At 59.5% G+C, this 19,562-nt stretch carries 14 protein-coding genes; 2 read left to right on the top strand and 12 right to left on the bottom strand.

What is annotated here, in order from left to right; genetic code table 11:
• Positions 1-62 precede the first annotated feature (62 nt).
• The 8 genes from ACUN0E_RS28465 to ACUN0E_RS28430 form a co-directional block, all read right to left on the bottom strand.
• Positions 63-1,181 carry a CobW family GTP-binding protein gene (locus ACUN0E_RS28465; RefSeq protein WP_445568678.1) on the bottom strand — a complete coding sequence of 373 codons (1,119 nt, stop codon included), beginning with the start codon at positions 1,179-1,181 and terminating at the stop codon, positions 63-65.
• A gap of 107 nt (positions 1,182-1,288) precedes the next feature.
• Positions 1,289-2,914 (bottom strand): class I adenylate-forming enzyme family protein, encoded by a 1,626-nt coding sequence (locus ACUN0E_RS28460; protein WP_445568677.1) that lies wholly within the window; start codon positions 2,912-2,914, stop codon positions 1,289-1,291.
• 792 nt (positions 2,915-3,706) lie between these two features.
• The gene (locus tag ACUN0E_RS28455; RefSeq protein ID WP_445568676.1) at positions 3,707-4,309 is read right to left on the bottom strand and encodes a TetR family transcriptional regulator; all 603 of its coding nucleotides are present in this window, start codon (positions 4,307-4,309) and stop codon (positions 3,707-3,709) included.
• 165 nt (positions 4,310-4,474) lie between these two features.
• Positions 4,475-5,947 (bottom strand): flavin-containing monooxygenase, encoded by a 1,473-nt coding sequence (locus ACUN0E_RS28450; protein WP_445568675.1) that lies wholly within the window; start codon positions 5,945-5,947, stop codon positions 4,475-4,477.
• A 641-nt stretch (positions 5,948-6,588) separates the two neighbouring features.
• A complete protein-coding gene (locus tag ACUN0E_RS28445) occupies positions 6,589-7,575 on the bottom strand; it encodes an acyl-CoA dehydrogenase family protein (RefSeq protein WP_445568674.1) in 987 nt (328 codons plus the stop codon).
• A gap of 42 nt (positions 7,576-7,617) precedes the next feature.
• Complete coding sequence (locus ACUN0E_RS28440) at positions 7,618-8,775, bottom strand: acyl-CoA dehydrogenase family protein (protein ID WP_445568673.1); 1,158 nt, start codon at positions 8,773-8,775, stop codon at positions 7,618-7,620.
• 57 nt (positions 8,776-8,832) lie between these two features.
• Positions 8,833-9,630 carry a crotonase/enoyl-CoA hydratase family protein gene (locus ACUN0E_RS28435; RefSeq protein ID WP_445568672.1) on the bottom strand — a complete coding sequence of 266 codons (798 nt, stop codon included), beginning with the start codon at positions 9,628-9,630 and terminating at the stop codon, positions 8,833-8,835.
• A 94-nt stretch (positions 9,631-9,724) separates the two neighbouring features.
• Positions 9,725-10,903: a thiolase family protein gene (locus ACUN0E_RS28430; RefSeq protein WP_445568670.1), complete on the bottom strand. Its 1,179-nt coding sequence runs from the start codon at positions 10,901-10,903 to the stop codon at positions 9,725-9,727.
• A gap of 254 nt (positions 10,904-11,157) precedes the next feature.
• On the opposite strand from ACUN0E_RS28430, the gene ACUN0E_RS28425 reads away from it, so the two are divergent.
• On the top strand, positions 11,158-11,841 hold the full coding sequence (locus tag ACUN0E_RS28425; RefSeq protein ID WP_445568669.1) for a TetR/AcrR family transcriptional regulator: 684 nt from the start codon (positions 11,158-11,160) through the stop codon (positions 11,839-11,841).
• Between the two features lie 173 nt (positions 11,842-12,014).
• On the opposite strand, the gene ACUN0E_RS28420 is transcribed toward ACUN0E_RS28425, so the two are convergent.
• The 4 genes from ACUN0E_RS28420 to ACUN0E_RS28405 all read right to left on the bottom strand — a co-directional run bounded on the left by ACUN0E_RS28420 (position 12,015) and on the right by ACUN0E_RS28405 (position 17,426).
• Positions 12,015-13,100, bottom strand: coding sequence for an LLM class flavin-dependent oxidoreductase (locus ACUN0E_RS28420; RefSeq protein WP_445568668.1), 1,086 nt, complete (start codon positions 13,098-13,100; stop codon positions 12,015-12,017).
• Positions 13,101-13,297: 197 nt separating this feature from the next.
• Positions 13,298-13,939, bottom strand: coding sequence for a GTP cyclohydrolase II (ribA, locus tag ACUN0E_RS28415; protein ID WP_445570529.1), 642 nt, complete (start codon positions 13,937-13,939; stop codon positions 13,298-13,300).
• Between the two features lie 117 nt (positions 13,940-14,056).
• Positions 14,057-15,052, bottom strand: a complete 996-nt coding sequence (locus ACUN0E_RS28410) for a WD40/YVTN/BNR-like repeat-containing protein (protein WP_445568667.1) — start codon at positions 15,050-15,052, stop codon at positions 14,057-14,059.
• A gap of 13 nt (positions 15,053-15,065) precedes the next feature.
• Entirely contained in the window at positions 15,066-17,426 is a 2,361-nt protein-coding gene (locus ACUN0E_RS28405; protein ID WP_445568666.1) for an efflux RND transporter permease subunit, read from the bottom strand.
• 371 nt (positions 17,427-17,797) lie between these two features.
• Here ACUN0E_RS28405 and ACUN0E_RS28400 point away from each other — a divergent pair, with 371 nt between their 5' ends.
• Positions 17,798-19,510 carry a GMC family oxidoreductase gene (locus tag ACUN0E_RS28400; protein WP_445568665.1) on the top strand — a complete coding sequence of 571 codons (1,713 nt, stop codon included), beginning with the start codon at positions 17,798-17,800 and terminating at the stop codon, positions 19,508-19,510.
• Positions 19,511-19,562 lie beyond the last annotated feature (52 nt).

Genomic DNA, 19,562 nt, shown 5'->3' with positions numbered 1-19,562 from the left:
GAACGGGGCGCCTCGCCGTCGCGATTCACGGGCAATGCGGGAAGCTCCAGTTTCCGCGCGGATCAATTGCGCAAGGTATCCAGATGCGCGGCCCAGCTCCCGTGCAAATCGTGATCGTGTCCGTCCAGAATAAATACGACATTCGACTGAATCCGCCCCTGCGGCCACTTCTTCAACGAAACCGGTGCGTGCAAAACCGACTGGATAGCATGGATAACGACCGGGTCGGCAGTTCCCGTGACATTCAGAATGCCCTTCACGCGCAGCAATCTGTCGCCATACCGTCGTTGCTCACTGCCCAACCAAAGCACGAAACTGTGCCATTCCAGTGGAAAGTCGGCCGTCAACGTTACGGTGCTCGCGTGCCGCGCATGCCGTGATCGCTCGGATTTGTAGCCGTGCCAGGCCGCCTTGCAGGCGTGCGTGCAGGCTTGACCATGCGCATGCGCATGGGTGTCGGTATAGGCATGACGGCTGTCGCCCCGCGACGCCAAAAAGGACTCCGCCCAGTTGCCGAGCAATGAAACGTCCTCGCGTTCATCGAAAAAAGTCGCGGAGAACAACGTGCTCAGGTCGACCTCGTCATCGGTTTTTGTGATCTGCGCGGCGCGCGGATTTAGCGCGCCCAACGTGTCGCGCAGCTCGGTGAGTGCGTCCGCGTCGACCATATCGGCCTTGGTGATGACGAGCTTGTCCGCCAGCCGTGCCTGCTTCGCCGCCTCGTGATGCTGATCGATCTGCTGCAAGCCGAACAATGAATCGACGGTCGTAACAATGCTGTCGAGCCATAGAAAGCGCGACATGACCGGGTTGTCGAGAATAGACTGAAGAACGTATTCGGGGTCGGCAAGTCCCGAAGTTTCAATCAGCAGGCGCTTAAACTGCGGCAGTTCGCCTGTGGCGCTGCGCCGAAAAATACGGGCGAGCGACTGCTCGATCTGCTCGCCGGCGAGACAGCACATGCAACCGTTCGCGAGAAGGATTACATCGTCGTCCTGCCCTTCGACGAAATGCTGATCGAGCCCGACGTCACCGAACTCGTTAATGGCGATCGCCGTATCAGCCATGCGCGGGTCGCGTAGAAGCTGATTGAGTAAGGTTGTCTTGCCGCTGCCCAGAAAACCGGTCAACAAGCCGAGTGGCAGATGCCGATCGAAATGACCTTCAGGTACCCAGACCATCTCTCGGTATACTCCATGTCTGATGCGCCGCTATTGCTTCGCAAACGGCGGCCGGGCAACGAATGCCCCTGCCCGTGCACACCGCTGCGTTCGAACCGGGCACCCATTCAGGCGTGCTGCGCGTTTCTGAGCCTATTCGCGGCATCGACCACCAAGGTGTGCCGCTGAATCTTGCGCGAGCCTGTCATCGGAAACTCTTCAACGAAGGCAACGTGCCGCGGGACCTTGTAATCCGCGAGGTGCCGCTTCGCAAAGCTGACAATCTGCTCCGCCGTCAAATCGACCGACCCGTCGGATTCGATGAAGGCATAGCCCACCTCCCCGAGACGAACGTCGGGCACGCCTACGACCACCGCCTGGCGCACACCGCACAGGAGATGAAGGCAGCGTTCGACTTCCGCAGGATAGACGTTGTTTCCGCCAACGATAAACATGTCCTTCAAACGGCCCGTGATTTTGAGGTAGCCTTTTTCGTCGAAGCGGCCTAGGTCGCCGGTCCTGAACCAGCCGTCCTTCGTGATCGCCTTGGCCGTTTCCTCCAGGTCGTCCAGATACTGGTCCATCACAATGTGGCCCCGCACCCAGATTTCACCGCTCTCTCCCGTGGGGCGCGCCGCGCCCGTATCGGGATCGACCACCTGCACCTCGAATTCGCCGACGGGCACTCCCTTGCCATCGCAGGTCACGTCGAGCGGATCCTCGAACCGGCTCAGCACCGTGCACCCGCTGGTCTCAGTCATTCCATAGGCAGCCTGCAGTGCGTCCAGGCCCAGCACCTGCTTCGCCCGCCTCGCAACCTCCGAAGAAACATTCGCTCCGCCGATCCACGCGCTCTTCAGACAGGACGTGTCCAGACGCTCACGTTCGACGATTTCCGCCAAGTCGATGAAGTGCGTCGGGATGCCGCCGAAAATGCTGACCCGTCGCTCGGCGATCAGATGGGCGACGGTCTCCGGTTGCCAATGCGCGACCGTTACCAGCGTGCAGCCAATCAGCAATGCGGGAAACAGCGCGGTGACAAGGGCCGCTACGTGGAAAAACGGCATGTGCCCCAAGATGACATCGCCTGGTTCCATGTGCATCTCGCGCGCAACGTTCAACGCGTTGAGCAGAAAGATGTGACTATGAACGGCACCTTTGGGATACCCCGTTGTGCCCGATGTGAATACGGTTATTGCGGGGTCGCTGGGGAGCACCGAGGCCTGCGCCTGAGCGAGCACGTCATCCCCAACCGCCGTGACGCCCCCCACCCACCGCGAGATGCCTAGGTCGGGCGTCGCGCCGTCAAGCACGATGACATGGTCGAGATGAGGTAACGCCGCGGCATTGCGCGCGAGTCTGTTGGTCGCGGAAAATGACGGAATGGCCTGCGCGAGTAATGCGCAATAGTCGATATTCCAGTACCGGTCGACCATGACCACCGCATTGACCCGCGACTTCGCGAGTACATAGGCCGTTTCCTCGGCCTTGTTCCGGGTATTGACGGTCACAACCAAAATGCCCAAACGCGCGCACGCCAGCGCGAGCAGTACCCATTCCGGAGAATTCGGCAGCCACAGCGCAAGCCTGTCGTGCCGCTTGAGACCGCACGCGAGTAATGCGCGGCAAATCTGGTCGATCTGCGCAGACGCCTCTCTGAACGTCAACGCGCGATCGCCATCGCTCAGGAAAACACGATCTGGATAACGACCGGTTGTGCCGGCCAACGCTGCCCCAATCGTGGTGGGGGCCACCTTCGGACCATTCTCCGGAACAACCATATTCAATTACCCCTTATTTTTTCGCCTAATGTGCAACCCGCGGACGTGGACATGAGCGAGACATCGATATCGCCGCCGTCATGATTCGAGCAGTCTCTCCCCTCGCAAACATTGACCGGCCCCATGAGTGCGCGAGCCTTTGGACATGGACTGCGCGAGGAGCTTTCCCATTGATAATACTCATGAGTATTTTTTAATTCCATAGGGAATACACTCATACCACAATAAATATGTTTAGCGTGAAATGCGGGATTGTCTTGTGCGATAGTGCGAGGGAAACGACAGACTTGCTGATCAAAGGAACGAACGGAGCGGCTTTTTAATCGCGCCGGATCAGTCACTGCTACGGTCTAAAATACGAGTTCACCCTCGGCTGCGCCCTGGCGTTGCACCAAGGTGAGGAAGTATGGTTCAGTACTAATTTTATTAGGCCGTTGTTGACGAAATCGCTGTCGGATCCATTTTGTGCAAGCTGCCGCAGCGCCGTCATTGGATCGCGAAATGGTTACCGCTTTACGGCAAGCGTTTTTGCTATTGTTAGAAAGGGGGTGAGATCGTGCGTAACGCAGGCGTTGCGTCCGTTTGGCTTCAGACAATACTTGGGAGCATTCGTTGGGTGTGCACGACAGCGTGCAGACAAGATGACAGGACCGACCCGACTCGAACCCGCCGGCGTCCTGCGATGTAAAGATGGCGATGCCCGGCGGGTACGGGAGCATGGGTTCGAGCCGCACTCTCGCTACTGGTCGAACCCGCTTGCATCGATCACTTATCGCTGCGCGCCGGATCGTAGCAAACAGTATTCAGCGCCAGTTTTGCAAGCTTGCTCGCAAGCTGCTCGGGCTTCAGACGACCACCCGGACTGTACCAACGGTGCACCCAGCGCACCATTCCGCTGATGGCGAAAGAAACCAGCACCGGGTCATCGATCTGGAAGACGCCTTCCTTCACCCCTTTCTTCAGCAACTTCGTCAGCTTGTTGTCGAAAAGATGGTGTTTCTCGCGCACCCTTTTTTGCGATTCCTCAGAGAGGTGTTTCTCCTCAGTGAGGAAAATGGAAGTCAGGTTGGCGCTCTTCAGATTCTCGAGCACATAGTATTCAACCAGCGCCTTCAGTTGTTCCGGCGCGGGGCGATCAGCCGCGAAGACCTGATCAACCCCGTCCAGCAATGACTCGACTGCGCGCTCGTAGATCGCCTCGAGCAGCGCGTGCTTATTTTCAAAGTATGTGTAGATGAACGGTTTGGTGACGTTCAGCTGCTTGGCGATCGTATCGATACTCACGCCCTGAAAGCCGTGTTCGGCAAACAGCGGAACGGCTTCTTGCAGAATCCGCTCCCGCTTAAACTCAATCACTTCGTCCTTCATGGCGCGTCCATTAATGTCAGTCGAGCGGCTGCTCATCGAAGCCCCTTTTTTGGTTATCGTGCCACGTCGCGCAGTCTCCCCGACGCAGCGAAGCCGATAGCGTAGCAGAAAAACCCGACCGGTAGAAAACGCGTCCAGCCCATACAGATCGGACTTGGCGACAGCTCACGCCTGCGTCGAGTCCAGTTGCTCGAAATGCGCCAAATCGGGATGGTTCATGAGTTGCTCGAAATGCTCATAGGTCCACGGCCACGACGCAATATTGCCGTTGCGGTCCATGTACCAGCTTTTGCACCCGCTCGCCCACACGGTCTCACTCATCTGCCCCTTCACCGACTCATTGAAGTTACGCATTGCCTCCAGCTTTGGAGAGACGGCAACTACGGGGTTCGTGGCGAGAAACTGGATCATCGAAATGGCGTATTCGCATTGGCGCTCGGCTGTCATGAGGAACGAAAAATTCCCGATTGGACTATTGGGCCCCCCGATCATGAAGAAATTCGGGAACCCGGGAATGGTGACACCAAGATAGGCCTCGTTCGCTTGCTTCCATGCTTCTTCGATCGTTAGGCCGTGGCGCCCGGTCACCTTCATCGGGAAGAGCGTTGAATGCGCATCGTAGCCAGTCGCGAGTATTAGCACGTCGATTTCATAAAGGCGCCCCTCCACGGTCCGGATACCGCCTGCTTCAACGCACTCGATCCGATCCGTTACCAGTTCGGCATTGGAGTGCTGGATAGCGGTATAAAAGGTGTCGGACATCACTAACCGCTTGCAGCCTACTTTGTAATTCGGGCGGAGTTTCTCGCGCAATACCGGGTCAGTCACGCTGGTTTCGAGATTCTCGCGGCACATCTGTTCCATATACTCGTACACGCGGGGATTCTGGCCCACGACGGCCGCCGCGAACTTGCTGTTGAATTCGTGGCCCAGCTCCTGGTAATGCTGTTCCAGCAACTCGGGGTCGCGCCTGAAACGCTCGCGCTCCTCCAGCGAAATCTCGGTATTCGGCAAGCGCATGATCCATTGCGGTGTGCGCTGGAACAGCAACAATTTGCCAACCTTGCCGACGATAGCAGATACGATCTGAGTAGCCGTGGACCCGGTGCCGATGATGCCAACGCGCTTGCCTTCAAGACTCACATCGTCTCGCCAGCGCCCCGTATGGAACATGGTTCCCTCAAAGCTGGCGAGTCCCGCGATATCCGGCATGGTGGGAAACCTCAGAATTCCCATCGCCGTGATCAGCACGTCAAACGGACCATACGTTCCTCCCGTGGTTTTCAACGTCCATGCGCCCTTCAGATAGTGCACCTCGGTCACCTCGGCATTGAACGTGACGTGGCGGCCCACGTCGCGCTCGTCATACACGCGCCGAAGGTAGCGCAGGATTTCTTCTCCGGAAGCGCAGACACGCGTCCAGTCGGGATTGGGCGCAAAGGAGAAGCGGTAAAGATGCGATGGCACGTCGCACGCGATCCCAGGATAACGATTGTCGCGCCACGTGCCGCCGATATCCTGAGCCTTTTCGAAAACCTGTACATTGGTCTGACCCATCTCACGCAGCTTAATGACACTCATGATGCCGGACGCGCCGGCACCGATAACTGCAATATTCAGTTTCTTTCCGTTAATCATGATGTTTTCCGTTGCACATAGGGTGTCCGATAGCGAAATGGCGCAGGGCAGCATTACGTCATGCACGGCGTGTCGATTGCGGCCGCCTCTACGTCGTACTCAGGAGCCAAAGTCTTCTGAGGTCGGCGTCAAGTCGCTTGCCTGCGAGACCTCGAACACGGCATTCATGTCCGCCCAGAATAGTATACTTACAAGTATTATTAAATACCATAAGGTATATATAGGCATGAAACAAGGAATCGACGAATCACGCTGCCGTCAGACGGCGGCGCGCAGACTCGCTTGTTGAGCTTGCTCGTGAGTACGCAGCAGAATAGAGATCGCGCGTAATTGCTGTGCGGGGGAAAGGCGTGTTCGCACCGGAACGTAGCTTCCAGCGGCGGTCATCCGCACGGGACGACACCCGTTCAGTGCTGGGCGGGCTTTGTCGTTAGTTCGAGCGCGTGAGATCGACCGCGCCCCCGTCAGCGGGAAGGGGGCCAAAAGGCGCGACAACGGCGCGCGCGATATCGCAGCTATACGCTGCGAGCCACGAGCCCTGCTTGCCGGTGAAACAGAAGGTCAGTCATTGTGCAGGGGGCAAGCGCTCCAACTCAATCCTTTCTTGCATTCCTACCTATGCCAATGTTGCCCACCACGCGTTACGCGGCTTCGCGAACGAAATCGCCTGTGGTCTGGCCGCTTGCCAATAGCGCTTCGCCGACCAACCTGTTCCACTCGTGCTCCGCGCCATGCGCCATCCGCCATTCATGCATGCGACGCGTGAACAGTTGCAGGTCGTATTCTTCGGTCACGCCCATGGCGCCGTGCAGCGCATGAGCGGTCGCGGCGACAGGCGTCACGGCCTCGCAGGTTCGCGCCTTGGCGATGGCTGCCCGCAGCGGGTCGGGCAAGCCGTCATTCGCGCGAAAGCCCAGTTCGGCGGCCATGTTCGCTGCGGCGACATGTTCTGCCATTACCGCCAGTTGCTGCTGGATCGCCTGGAACTTGCCAATCGGCTTGCCGAACTGAGAACGGTCGTTGGCGTACTGGAGCGACATGTCGAGTACGCGGTTCATCGCGCCCGCCAGCAGTGCCGCATTGACGATCGCCGCGCAGGCGCGCAAGCGCGAGGCAGCGCCGACAATGCGTGCGAGCGGCGCGGTGCGCTCGTTCCAATGGAGCGATGCGCACAAGCTTCCATGTACGCCTGTGGCGTGCCGAGTCGCGTTCGTGCACGACAGCAACAACAGGTCATCCTTATGCTCGACCAGCACGGCGTCGGCCATGAGCCCGTACGGCGTGAACGGACTCTGCGCGGAGCCATCGCTCGCCGCCGCATAGCGGGAGGCAAACGTAATCATCCCCTCCGGGATGGATACGTCCTGCGGCGCCAACAGCGCGCGAGCGAATATGCCCTCTGCGACAGGCACGGGCACCGCATGGCGGCCGAGGCACTCGATCACAGGAAACACCGCATCGAGCGTCAGCCCGGCGCCGCCCAGTTTTTCCGGCGTGAGCAATTCGAGAAACCCCGACTCGGATATGGCCCGCCACAAAGGCGCAGGCGAACTGCCGCCTTCGATGCCACGGATCACCTGTGGGGTGCACTGATCAACCAGAATCGCTTCGATAGCTTCGACAAACATAGGCTCTGTTCTCTTTCAAACGGGGTAACGGGACGCAGTGACTTATCTGAGGCCAAGGCCGCGCGCGATCATCCCGCGCAGGATTTCCCGGGTACCGCCGCGTAATGAAAAGGTTGGCGCGATCTGGCTGAGATACGCGACGGCCCGATACAGCTCACCGTCGATGTCGGCATCTCGACCCGTTGCAATCGCTGCCTCGATGGCCGCAGGTATGGCTTGTTCGAATTCCGTGCCGATGTCCTTGACCACCGCCGCCTCGACCACCGGGCTCTCGCCTCGGGCGAGCTTGGCCGTGACGGCGATCGACATATTGCGCAACGTCGCGAGCTGCGTCGCAAAGTGTCCGGCAAGTGCAACGTCGGCGGCACTCGCTACGGTCTTGCGCAGGTGCGCGAGCCACAGGTCGAGCAAGACCACGCTCGAATAGATCCGCTCAGGGCCACTACGCTCGAACGCCAGTTCCGCATTGACCTGCAGCCAGCCACTGCCCTCTTCGCCGATCAACGCGTCGGGGGATAGCAAAACATCGTCGAAGGTCACTTCGGAAAAGTGAGCATCACCTGCGAGGTCCTGAATCGGGCGAACCATCACACCCGGCGCCTTCAAGTCGACGATCAGTTGCGACAGCCCCTTTTGACGATCCTCGGGGACGCCCGACGTGCGCACCAGCGCGATCATGTAATCGCAGTGTTGCGCGTTCGTCGTCCAGATCTTGCTGCCGCTCAGGCGCCAGCCGTCGTCACAACGCGTGGCGCGGCTGCGTACGCTCGCGAGATCCGAGCCGGAGTTCGGCTCGCTCATGCCAATGCAGAAGAAGGCCTGCGCGGCGCAAATGCGCGGTAGGTAGAAGCGCTTTTGCGTCTCGGTGCCGAACTTCAGAATGAGCGGCCCGCTTTGACGATCGGCAATCCAATGCGCGGAAACCGGCGCTCCCGCCGCAAGTAGTTCTTCGACGAGCACGAAGCGGTGGAACGCGTCCATGCCCGCACCACCGCATTCGTCCGGTAGCGTCAGGCCCACCCAGCCGCGTTCGGCAAGACGGCGGCTGAAGCCGGCGTTAAAACCCATCCACGTGCGGGCGCGAATATCGGCGGCCGTTGCCGGCATGTTCTCGCGCAGAAACGCCTTGACCTCATTGCGGAAGGCCTCGGCCTCCGGCGGCAATACCGCCAGACGGAATACGTTCAATACATTGTCCAAAACCACAGCTCCTGATTCGGATAGACCTGCGTTCGTGCGCAGCAGAAAACTGCTCTGCTAACTGCCGGAAAACACCGGCTTGCGCTTCTCAATGAAGGCGGCCACGGCCTCGCGGTGGTCGGCAGTCTGATGCGAGAGCGCCTGGAACGTCGACGAGAGTTCGAGCAGCGTATCGAGCCGGGTGTGCAGCGCTTCGCGCAGCAGACGTTTGGCAAGCCGTACGGCATGCGGCGGATTGGCTGCAATGCGCTCAGCGAGTTCATGGGCCGTGGGCAAAAGTTTGTCTTGCGAAACAACGCGGGAAACCAGGTTCCATTCCAGCGCTGTGGCCGCGTCGATCACGTCACCGGTAAACGTCAGTTCGGCGGCACGCGACAGACCGATCACGCGCGGCAGCAGCCATGCGCCGCCGTCGCCGGGAATGATGCCGAGCTTGACGAAGCTCTCCGCAAACTTTGCTTTCTCCGACGCGATGCGCACATCGCACATGCAGGCCAGATCGAGACCCGCGCCTATCGCCGCGCCATTCACAGCGGCAATGACCGGCACATCCAGATTGAACAGCGCGAGCGGCAAACGTTGAATACCGTTGCGGTAATCCGCGCGAATCTGCAGGCCGGACACTTCGCCACTGGCCTGACGCTCCATATCGCGCACGTTGCCGCCCGACGAGAACGCACTGCCCGCGCCCGTGACGATCACCGCCCGTACGCTAGTGTCGCGACGAATCCGTTCGATCGACTCGACAAATTCCGTCACCGCCGTGTTGCCCGTCAACGGGTTGCGGCGTTCCGGCTCGTTCATGGTGAGTGTCACCACGTGACCCTGTTGCTCATACAACAGAAATTTACTCATTTCGTCCACTCTCTTGATAGTCGGCGTTCCCGTCCGGTTGCGCCAGGTACATTTGCAATGAATCGCGTCGTTCACACTTGCAACAGGCGCTGTCTTACAGTCTTTCTATGATGGTTGCGTTCGCCATACCCCCTGCCTCGCACATCGACTGGAGCCCATAGCGACCCCTGTTGTCTTCCAGCGCGTGCAGCATAGTTGTCATCAGACGTGCTCCGGAGGCCCCCAGCGGATGCCCTAGCGCAATGGCGCCGCCCCGTGGGTTTAGCCGTTCCGGCTCGCAGCCGATTTCACGCTGCCACGCGAGTGGAATCGAGGCGAACGCCTCGTTGATCTCAAAGTGCTGAATGTCGTGCATGCTCATCCCGGCCTTCGCGAGGACACGACGCGTGCAGATAATGGGTGCGGTCAGCATGGCGAGCGGGTCATCTCCGCGAACGTCGAACGCTACAAAGCGCGCGCGCGGCTGTAATCCCAGACGGGACGCGGCGCGCTCGCTCATGATCAGCACAGCGGCCGCGCCATCGCTCATCTGCGACGAGTTACCCGCCGTGGTCTGCCAGTCGATGTTGGGGAAGCGGTCAGCGAGCGCATCGGTTCGAAACACCGGTGCAAGCGTGCCGAGGCTCTCGACCGAAGTGCCTGGCCGGATCGTCTCGTCGCGCTCGAACATGCCTGACGGCGTCGCGATAGGCTGAATCTCGCGCGTGAAGGCTCCGCTCTCCACGGCCGCGAGCGCCCGCTGATGCGATTGCGCCGCGAAGGTGTCGAGCTCCCGACGAGTGAGGCGGTAACGATGCGCAATCAGGTCGGCCGCAGCGCCCTGCGAAATGAGGCCAGGCGAGTAGCGCGACGTCACAGACGGTCCGTAAGGATCCATGCTGCCGCGTGCGGATCCCATCGGCACCCGGCTCATCGACTCGATGCCGCATGCGATCGCGATCTCATAGGCCCCCGCCTGGATGCAATGAGCGGCGAAGTGGATCGCTTGCTGGCTCGAGCCACACTTGCGGTCGATGGTTGTCGAGGGCACGTGTTCGGGAAAGCCTGCCGCGAGCCAGGCCATGCGGCCGGGTGTGGCCGCCTGTTCGCCGTACTGGCTGACGCAACCGGCGATGACGTCGTCGACCTGGCCCGGGTCCAGCCGGTTGCGCCCAACCAGCGCTGCCAGTATCTGCGACAACAGTTCGACCGCGTGCACGTCGGCGAGACCGCCGTCTTTCTTCGCGCGGCCCATGGGGCTACGAATGGCATCGACAATCACGGGATTCTGCATTGCGGTCGTTCGTCCGGGTTAATGCACTGCATACTGGAGTCTCGGAATCAATTTCATGGAAATATACTTATCGGTATATTGTAGTACCATTAGGGATTTCCACAATACACAATGCGTTACAAATGAACTGTAAGGTATGCTAAGATCGCCGCGTGATCTCGGATTGCGAGGGCAATTCGCTTTCACAATCCATCGGGAACATGTCGCATTCCCGCGCATTGACTAACGTGATTCCACAGCAATGAGGGCGAGGCGTGCGGGAACAACAGCCAATAGCCGCCGACGGCAGCGCGAAACTGCAGATCCGGGAGTACAAGGAATCCCTGATCATCAATGCCGCAGCAGATCTCTTTTACGAGCGTGGCTTCCAGCGCACGACGCTGGACGACGTCGCGGCAGTGCTCGGGGTCACAAAGCCCTTCATCTACACGTACTTCAAATCGAAGCACAATGTTCTTGAACGCTTGGTCGACAAGGTTTATGAAGACCTGGATGTGACCGTCAGGGGGTTCCAGAAACTGGAGGAGCGGGATCCGGTGCGCCGCTTCGAACACTTTGTCTCCCGGTTCATCCGCTGGAATCTCGAACTGCGTACCTTTACGGGCATTCTGCTGGAGGAAGAAAAGAACCTCAGCGCGCAGAAAATTGCCGACATCCGCAGCAAACAACATACCTTCGACAAACTGCTAGCCGACCTCGTGCGCGATGGCATGCGTGCGGGCGCCTTTGTCGTCGACGATGCGGCCATCGCCTCGCTTGCGATTAGCGGTATGGTCCGCTGGACGCACCGCTGGTATGTGCCGAATGGCCGCCTTTCCGCAGACGATCTGTGCGACGAACTCACCCGCACTGCTCTTCACATGGTCGGCTGGACGAGCGAATCGCGGGAAGCTCACCAAGATGCCGACTCCCGGCGCCCGGCTGGCCGTCGTACGTGATCGCATTCGCTTCGGGCAAAAGATTGCGCGCGATTCGTAATAAGGAAGGGGCTCGCCAAGGAGCGGGCCGCCAGATATTGCGCCACCTGAAAACAAAAGCCTATGAGCTTGCAACAGTGCCAAATTTCTAGCGGCTAGGTCGCGCCCGCAGCGAGCGGGCGCGACACGAAGACTTAGGCGGGTTCGAGCATTTCGACAGGCGGCGTGTAGTTCTTCATCAGCGGGAATACATCCCGCTTCATCCGCTTGATGTCCTTGACGTAATCCGCGAAGATCAGCATATAGCCAGCCACGCCCTCAATTTCAGACCACTCGTCGAGCAGTCGCGCGATGGTCTGCGGCGATCCGGCGAGGAAATCCGTCGACATACGCACCATGTCTCCCGCCTCCACGTTCACGATGTTGTGCGAGGTCCCGCCCACCGCTGTATCGGTCGACGCCTGAGCCACCATGTAGTTGATCGCGCCGAAATCCGGATGGGTCTCGTACTCGCGAAGCTTCGCCTGTGCTTCTTCGTCGGTATCAGCCAACACGATCCCGAGCGCGGCGTAGGCCTTGATCGTGCGTCCCGCGGTCTCGAGTTGCGCCGAGTATTTCTTCATCGCCTCAGCCAGCGCTTCCTTGCCACCGAACGCGAGGCGGAACTGGTAATCGGCGTACCGTGTGGTGAACTCGACTGCCTTTTGTGACGTACCCGCGCACACAATATTGATGTGACGCTCCGGTCGCGGCCCGAGGCGCAAGTCGTCGAACTGGAAATACTTGCCTTTGAAACTGCTCGTACCCGTTTGCCAAAGCTCGCGAATGACCTGGCAATACTCGCCGCAATATTCCCAGCGATACTCGTTGTAGTCATAGCCCGGCCATACCTTGAGCACTTCAAGCTCTTTCGGGTGCCAGCCGCCCGGCACGATGTTCAGAATGAAGCGCCCGTCGCTCGCGGAATCGATCGTCATGGCCATGCGCGCCGCCATTGCGGGATGCACGGCGAGAACGTTGACCGAACCGATGAGACGCATGAACCTGGTGTCGCGCGACAACGCAGCCATCTCCGTCATGGCCTCGAGCGCATCGTCCCAGAACCCGGTCGTGCCGCCCAGTCCTCGCAGACACGACAATGCGAGTGCGAACGAGAAGCCCGATTCTTCACCGGCCTGAACGATGTCGCGCATCAGCGGGTAGCTCGGAGAGTACTGCGGCGAAGCCTCCGAAATGATGAAGCCGTTCCGAGCGCTCGGCAGAAAAATTCCAAATTCCATGACTGATATTCTCCATTTGAGAAATGTTGAAACCACACACCGGGGCAGACTACGGATAGCTACCCGGCATTCCAATATACCCGTTAGTACTATTTCATACCGAATCTATCGTTGCATGGCAAATCGTAGCTGTCAATACGAGAGCGACCCGAGAAGTTTCATGCAGTGAGGGGGGCAACGCGACAACGCCTCAGCGACTAATCCTGTTCATCCCGGTAGTGCCCGAACTTGACCTGTTTGGTGCGGATATAGCGCTCGTTCTCACCGCGTATCGGGATTGGGAGCGCGACACGTTCATGAATGGCAATGCCGTGCTTTGCCAGCGCCTCGAACTTTTTCGGGTTGTTGCTGATGAGCCGCACGGACTGTACGTTCAGCAGCCTGAGGATCGCGGCGGCCGATTCGTATTCACGCGCGTCGTCCGGCAAACCCAGCTCGCGGTTCGCCTCGACCGTATCGAATCCGCGCTCCTGAAGCGCGTAGGTGCGAATCTTGTTCGATAGACCGATACCGCGTCCCTCATGTCCGCGCAGATAGAGCAATACGCCGCGCCTTTGCGCCGCTATCAGGCGCAAAGCGAGATCGAGCTGCTCCCCGCAGTCGCATCGATACGAACCGAAGACGTCGCCGGTGAGGCATTCCGAATGCAATCGCGTGAGTGCGGGTTCCCCCCCTCTCACGTCCCCCATTACCAGCGCGAGGTGCTCGCTCGCGTCGGCCGCGACGCTGAATGCGTGCGACACGAAGGTCCCGTAACGAGTCGGCAGGGCCGCCTTGGCGACGAGCTTCACGCGCTGCTGCGTGCCGCCGCTGCCGGGCCATGAGGTTTGCGCAAGCATGGGCATAGGGATGGGCAATTTCATTTCAGCGCTGTCTCCGCAAGCTTTGCACTGGCGCGCGAGCGGGGCATGCGGCGTGATCCGCCGCACACCCCATTTCAATCCCGTGGCGCACCGCTATTGCGTCGGAGCTAGTGGGCCGTTCTCCGAAAAAAGGCTATGCTGGCCATCCGGATCGCCAACCACCGCCGTCAATCCAGCGCGGTCCGGTCGCTGACTGCCAACGAAAGTCACGCCGTAATCACGGCTAGTGAAGGTCACACCATCAAGGGCGATCGCGGTGATACTGCGATCCGGGTTCTCGACAATACCGGTTACCGAACTCCGATACGAAGTCTTCGCGGCCTGCCATGTGTTTCCACCGTCTGCACTCCGATATATCGTTCCGCGCAACCCGCCCACCAGGAGCGTGCCGTCGAGCAATGCCGCACCTATCCAGAAAGACCCGGCATAACCGGTGTCGATCGACGTCCACGTCGCGCCGCCGTCGCTCGAACGCTCCACGCGGCCCTGCTCGCAGGCGATGAAGAGATTGCCATTGCGGTCCGCGAAGATCGAATAGAAATTGCGGTCGATCTTGCTATTGTCGGCGTGGGGCAGCTTGATCATCGCCCACGACCGTCCGCCGTCCGCGGTATGCAGCACCATGGACCAGAGTCCGACCGCCCAGCCCTCCTCCGCATTCTTGAAATACACGGAAAACAGCGGCTGATCGGATTTCAGATCGCTACGCTGCAATATCCAATGTTCACCACCATCGGTCGTCTTGAGAATTGCCCCCCAATGCCCTACCGCCCAACCCGTATTGCGGTCCGAAAAAGAGACCGCAGTAAGCGTGGCGTTGACCGGCACGCTCTGCGCCTGGCGGAACGTCCTGCCTCGGTCATCAGACAGCAGAACGACGCCATGGTCACCCACCGCGACGATCCGCGAGCCCGCGCGCGTGGCGCCGAGTACCTGAACATGGGTTGCAGCGCTTGCAGACTCCGCAGCGCGGATTTGCAACACTGGTACGCCCTCGTTAGCCGATGCGTTCATGTTGGTCAGCCCCAACGTGAGCGCCGCGGACCCACTGAGCGCGGTGCTCAACACGCACCTGAAGATTGCGTTCATGTCTTTGCCCCCATCAATGGCTGAAGGCGCTCGACGCGCGAACCGGCTTGCGGCGCGGAAACCACTTCTCCAGCAATACTGCGAGCGCCGGCAACGCTGTCATCGCCATGATGAGATTCACAATGAACATGAACGCCAGTAGCTTGCCCATATCGGCCTGAAACTTGAGTGCCGAAAAGCTCCACGTTGCCACGCCGATAGCGAGTGTGATGGCCGTGAAGATCGTTGCCATGCCGACTTCCATGATCGACTGCTCCAGTGCCAGCGAGATGGAGTCGCCCTCGGCAAGGTGCAGTTGCAGCCGGTTATAGATGTAGAACGCGTAATCGACGCCGATCCCCGTGGCGAGCACCATGACCGGCAGCGTCGCGACGGTCATTCCAATCTCAAACTCCTTCATGAACCAGTAGCCGATGAAGGTGCCGACGGTGAGCGGAAAACAGCACGCGATGACCGCACGAACGTCCCGATACACGAGCAGGACCAGCAAAATGATTGCCGCGTACACGTACAGCATCATGGGTAATTCACTTCTTGCGACCTCGTCGTTAATGGCCGCGAGGACGCCCGCGTTACCTCCCGCTAGACGGACCTGCATACCAGGCACGACATGCGAATCGCGGAATCGTTTGACAGCGTCGATCACCCGGTTGAGCGTCGTCGCCTTGTGGTCGCTCAAATAGAGGTGGACGGCGGTCATCGAGCAGTCCTTGTTCAAATAACCACGCACCCGCCCCACTTCTGTTGAGAGAGCCGCATAGTTGTCGGGATCGATCGGCACCACATTCATCTTCGGGTTGCCCTCGTTATAGCCCTCGTTATACGTGCGCAACATACGCGGATACGAGCTGACCGACACCACACCGGGAACCCCTTGCAAGGCATATTCAAGGCTGTCGTCATAGGCGCCGACCGCTGGGTTGCCACATGAATCCGGCGGTGCCTCGACCACCACGGAAAGCCAGTCGAGTCCGAGATCAAAATTGTTGGCGATCGACACCGCGTCGCGATTAAAGCGCGCATCGGGCCTCAGTTCCGGCGCGCCTGGCTGCAACGTGCCGACGACACGGTCGCGACTTTGCCAGGTCGCCGCCGCGAACACGAGCATGACGACGCTCACGACAACGGCCGCATTGCGTGGCTCCGCGACTCGCGTGAGGGTACTCAACCAGCGCGCACGCTGTGCCCGCTTGGTCATCACCTTGTTCGCGTAAGCTCGCGAGAAATTGAAGCAGGACGCCGCGACCGGCAACATGATCAGGTTCGTGACTATCTTGAACGCCACACCCAGCGACGCAGTAATGGCCAGTTCCCGGATCATCGGAATGGGGATCAGAAGCAGCGTAACGAAAGAAACGAAGGCGGTAACCAAGGCCAGCACACCGGGGATCAGCAATCCGGAGAAACTGTGCCGCGCGGCGTCGAAAGACGATCGACCCTGGGCGATCTCGCGCGTGATGAAGTTGATCTGTTGGACCCCGTGCGACACGCCGATCGCAAACACGAGGAACGGCACCAGAACGCCGAGCGGGTCAAGACCGTAGCCCAGCATATGCAACGCGCCGAATTGCCACACGAGCGAAGTCAGCGAACAGACGAGCGGCAAAATCGTGAAGCGTAACGAGTGGCAGTACCAATAGACGGCCAGTGCCGTCAACAGGAGCGCAACCCCGCAAAACTCGAGCACGCTTCTCGCGCCGTCAGCAATGTCGCCGATCTGCTTGGCGAAACCAATGATCTGCACCTCGAAATCACCATCCTCGTAGGGCTTGCGGAGAGTGTTTTCGAGGATCTGGTTGTATTTGACATAGTCGATCTTCTTGCCGTCCGCGCCCACTTCGTTGATTTCCGCGGTAATCATCGCGGAGCGTTCGTCCCGGGACACCAGCGAGCCGATGTAGTTGCCTTCCGTCGCCGAGCGTCGAATGCTCGCGATGGTCGCCTGACTCAACGAAGCGATCGTCACCGTACCAGGAATCAGCGGCTCCGCACGGAAGCCTTCCTCAGTGATCTCATTCACGAAGCTGTTGGGTGTCCATAACGACTGAACCCCCATGCGATCGACATTCGGCAAATAGGTCACGGCCTCGGTGACGTTATAGAGACGCGTCAGGCCTTCTCTCGTCCAGATCGCCCCGTGCCTGGCTCTCACCACCACCGTCAGGCGATTCGCTCCGAACAGATCGTTCTTATATTGTTGAAACGTTTTGATGTACTCATGCCCAATGGGCATCTGCTTTTCGAAACCAGCGTCCATTTTCAGCTGCAGGGCGAACACCGCCATCACTGCAGTAACGATACCGATGACGGCCAGGACGATCAGCCGGTTTCGGAAAAACAATCTCTCCAGCTGGTGGACAAGGCGAGCTAACACGGGACGACCTCTCAATAGTTTGAAGCGTTACACACGATGTTTCAGAGCGGGCCTGATCCGGCCGCTCAGCCAGGCAACGCCCATTGCATCGAATGCAACCAAGGATACTCGTGAGTATTTGTTAATTCCATAGGGAATTTACGTATGCACGATGGAATTTGTTTCGCCTAGCCCGTTGGCATGGCTTCCTGTAAGGAGCTAACCGCACGCGCATGGCCGGCATGCATGGCGGCTTCCCAAACGGCTCGATTCGGATTATCAATACCTATCGGTATATATATTGACTTCAAAGTATTGAGCGGCAATAATCCGGCCGAACAGATCGCACAGGTGTTACGCGCCGGTGCCGCATGGCATCCTTGGAGACGAAGATGAGTTCAGGAAATCGGCGCAAGGGCGCTGACGCAATGCACGACTACCAGTCGAGCAAGTTCGGCCGCCGCGAATTTCTGGCACGAATGGCAGCAGCCGGGTTTTCGCTGGGTTTGACGAATACGCTGTCGCTTGCCCTATCGAATGACGCGTTCGCCAGTTCGACGAGAGACGTGCCCGTTCCCAAGACGGGCTTCGACTACATCGTGGTGGGCGCGGGGTCGGCGGGCGCCACGCTCGCGGCGCGTCTCGCTCAGCTCTCGGGCGCGCACGTGCTCGTGCTCGAAGGCGGGGGGACGGATCAACTGCCCGAGATACGTAATCCGCAGCTTTGGCCAGACGCCCTCGACAAGCCCTTCGTCGAACATTTCCCGACCACGCGCCAGACGCACGCCAACCAGCGGGTGATCAACTGGCTACAGGCGCGTGCCATTGGCGGCAATAGCGACATCAATTGCATGATCTATTGCCGTGGGCATCGCAACGACTTCGATTCGTGGGCGGCGGCGGGATGCACGGGCTGGGATTTCGATTCCGTGTTGCCGGCCTATAAGGCACTTGAGGACTGGGAAGGCGGCGCGAGCGAATTTCGCGGCGCAGGTGGCCCGCTGCGTGTCACGCAACCCGATCCGGCGTTAAGGCATCCCGGCGCGGCGTCTTTCATCCAGTCCGCGGTGGAGATGGGTTACGCCGCCAATCCCGATTACAACGCGCAGCGCATGGAGGGACCTGCCTGGGCAAACCTGACCATCAGCGGCGGCACCCGTCAATCGACCGGGCTGGCATTCCTGAAGCCCGCGATGACACGCAAGAATCTGACGGTGCTGATCGACGCGCCTGCAACGCATCTCGTCATGGAAGGAAACCGCTGCGTCGGCGTCAGCTATCTGCACGACGGCAAGCCGGCCGTAGTCCGCGCCAATAAGGAGATTATCGTCTCGACCGGAAGCATTGGTTCACCGAAACTCCTGATGCTCTCCGGTATCGGGCCGGAGCCGGAACTGAAACGCATCGGCGTTGCCACGAAAGTGGCGTTGTCCGGTGTCGGTAAAAACCTGCAGGATCACATTCTCGGCGCGGGCGTCAACTATGAGGCCAAGTGCCCCATTCCGGTGTCCCACTACAACCACTGTGAAGCCTACATGTGGACGCGCACCGATTCAAGCCGGCCGTCCCCGAATGTCAACACGCTTTACGTCAGCCTGCCGTTCGCCACACCCGAGCTCAATCTGAAAGCAACGAACGGGTATTCGGTGCTTTGCGGGGTGACGCAACCCACCTCACGCGGTTCGATCAAGCTGAAGTCAAACGATTTTCGCGACCGGCCGGTTATCGACCCCAACTATCTCGCAACGAGCGCGGATATCGATGCGTTCATGCACGGCACGGAGTTGGCGCGTGCCATCGGCGCAGGCAAAGCATTTGACGATATCCGCAAAACAGAACTTCTGCCGGGACCGCAGGTGAAGTCGCGCGAGGCCATGCTGCAGTTTCTGCGTCAGTCGTGCTCAACCTTCTTCCATCCTGCCGGCACCTGCAAGATGGGAACCGACGACGCCGCGGTAGTCGACCCCACGTTGCGTGTGCGCGGTGTTCAAGGGCTGCGTGTGGTGGATGCGTCGATCATGCCCACCATCACGTCGGGCAACACCAACGCGCCATCCATCATGATCGGCTGGCGCGCGGCGGAAATGATTCTCGAGTCCGCGTAATCGTGTGTCTCGACCAGCATGGACTTCTATCAATGAGGTCCGTGCGCCACTC

The organism is Paraburkholderia sp. D1E (genome assembly GCF_052682275.1).
Note: the sequence above shows the minus strand (reverse complement) of the source record. Positions and strands in the feature narration are given on the sequence as shown.